2 protein-coding genes are annotated in these 1,659 nt (G+C 42.3%); both read right to left on the reverse strand.

What is annotated here, in order from left to right:
* Nucleotides 1-673 (reverse strand): M28 family peptidase (locus VB714_RS27180; RefSeq protein WP_323228454.1); only part of this gene is annotated, 673 nt, incomplete at its 3' end.
* Nucleotides 674-731: 58 nt separating this feature from the next.
* A complete protein-coding gene (gene ribE, locus VB714_RS27185; RefSeq protein WP_323228455.1) occupies nucleotides 732-1,421 on the reverse strand; it encodes a riboflavin synthase in 690 nt (229 codons plus the stop codon).
* Nucleotides 1,422-1,659 lie beyond the last annotated feature (238 nt).

A 1,659-nucleotide genomic window follows, 5' to 3' on the forward strand; every position in this document is an offset into this window, starting at 1 on the left:
CGCTACGACGAGTATCGGGAAGGATATATCCCCTAAAAGGAACGGGTAGCCACTGACAGGATATCTCGTTTTTTAAGAAATTGCGATGCAAAGAAATCAGATCGGGAATTGTTCTTAAACTGCCCAATAGTGCAATAAAATCGCCGCGATCGGGGTAAAAGTATTTTAGTCCTGGAGGATACTGTTGAGAGTTAGGAGTTGTATCAAAATAGCCTAGCATTTCCAGAGCAATTGCTAAGTATAAAGGCTCTTTTTTCTGGCGCAATTTCTGGGCATAATTTCGGCTTCCGTGTAAGCCAAATTCTTCAAGATCGAAAGCAACTAATTGTAAAGGATAGTCGCAAGGATCGGTGGCAAAAATACGAGCTAATTCTAATAAAACGGCAACACCTGTTGCATTATCATCAGCACCAGAAGAATTAGGAACGGTATCGTAATGAGCGCCAATTAAAATGCTAGGTTTGTTGTTAGGATTACGAGAAGGAAGTTTGAGGACAAGATTTTGATGAGTGCGACCATTAAATTGAAAGCGATCGCGTTCTACTGTTCCCCATTGTTGCAATTGTTGATAGATATATTCACGAACATAAAAATGTCCTGCGGATGCGAAAAAAGGATCGCGATCGCGAATAACTTCCAGTAAATGTTCCTTCAATCGCGTTTTATCATCCATATTCAAAATCTTTTCAATACTTGAACAAACTCAGTGAATCGCTATCAATTATCAACTATCAACCATATCCGTGTTCTGCTAAAAAAGTCAAGTCAACATCTTGCGATCGCGTTTCTTCAGGAGTAGAATAGCCCAATAATTTTTCTACATATTTTCCTAAAATATCTCCCTCCAAATTAACCCAATCTCCAGGCTGAAGAGAGGAGAGATTGGTTTCGGTGTAGGTATGGGGAATAACAGCGACGGTAAACCAATTCCCCGCGCGATCGCAGTCGGCGATCGTTAAACTAATGCCATTAACCGCAATACTCCCCTTAGAAACAATATAGCGGGCAATGTGGCGCGACCACTGAGCAGCCCAAGAAGAGACTGGGACAAACTTCATTTCCCAAGCGCGATCGCTTTGCACCGACTCAAGCAAACAGCCCACACCATCCACATGACCCGTAACAAAATGCCCGCCAATCTTACCTCCGGCACGCAGTGAGGTTTCTAGATTAACAGAACTTGATATTTCACTTTTTATTCCCAAGCTAGTGCGCTGTAAAGTTTCCGGAGAAGCCGTCGCGATAAATCCTCGGGGAGAAATTTCCTCAACCGTTAAACAAACTCCATCAACAGCAACACTATCGCCAATTTCTAAATCTGGGAGAATTCCCGACGAATTTTCTTTCTCAACAGAAATAGTAAATCGATCTCTACCTTGAGGCTGAATTTTGCCCAATCCTTGAATTAATCCAGTAAACACGGTTTTTTCAATGAACGATTATCAATTAAGAGGGAGGAGGGAATGGGGGAGAGAGAATAGGATTATTATACTTTTCCTTGCTCTTTTGCAATTTTTTAAAAATTTGTCCGCTCATTCCGCCAGATACTGGGGCATACTGGTGAAAAGACCTCATAAAGGCTGACCTCAAGTCGCGAGAAAAGCTCGTCAGGAACCTCAGCCCTTAGGCGTGAGGCTTGAAAGAGAAATCTGACAAGCC

The organism is Spirulina sp. 06S082, from assembly GCF_034932145.1.
GTDB lineage: Bacteria > Cyanobacteriota > Cyanobacteriia > Cyanobacteriales > Spirulinaceae > CCY15215.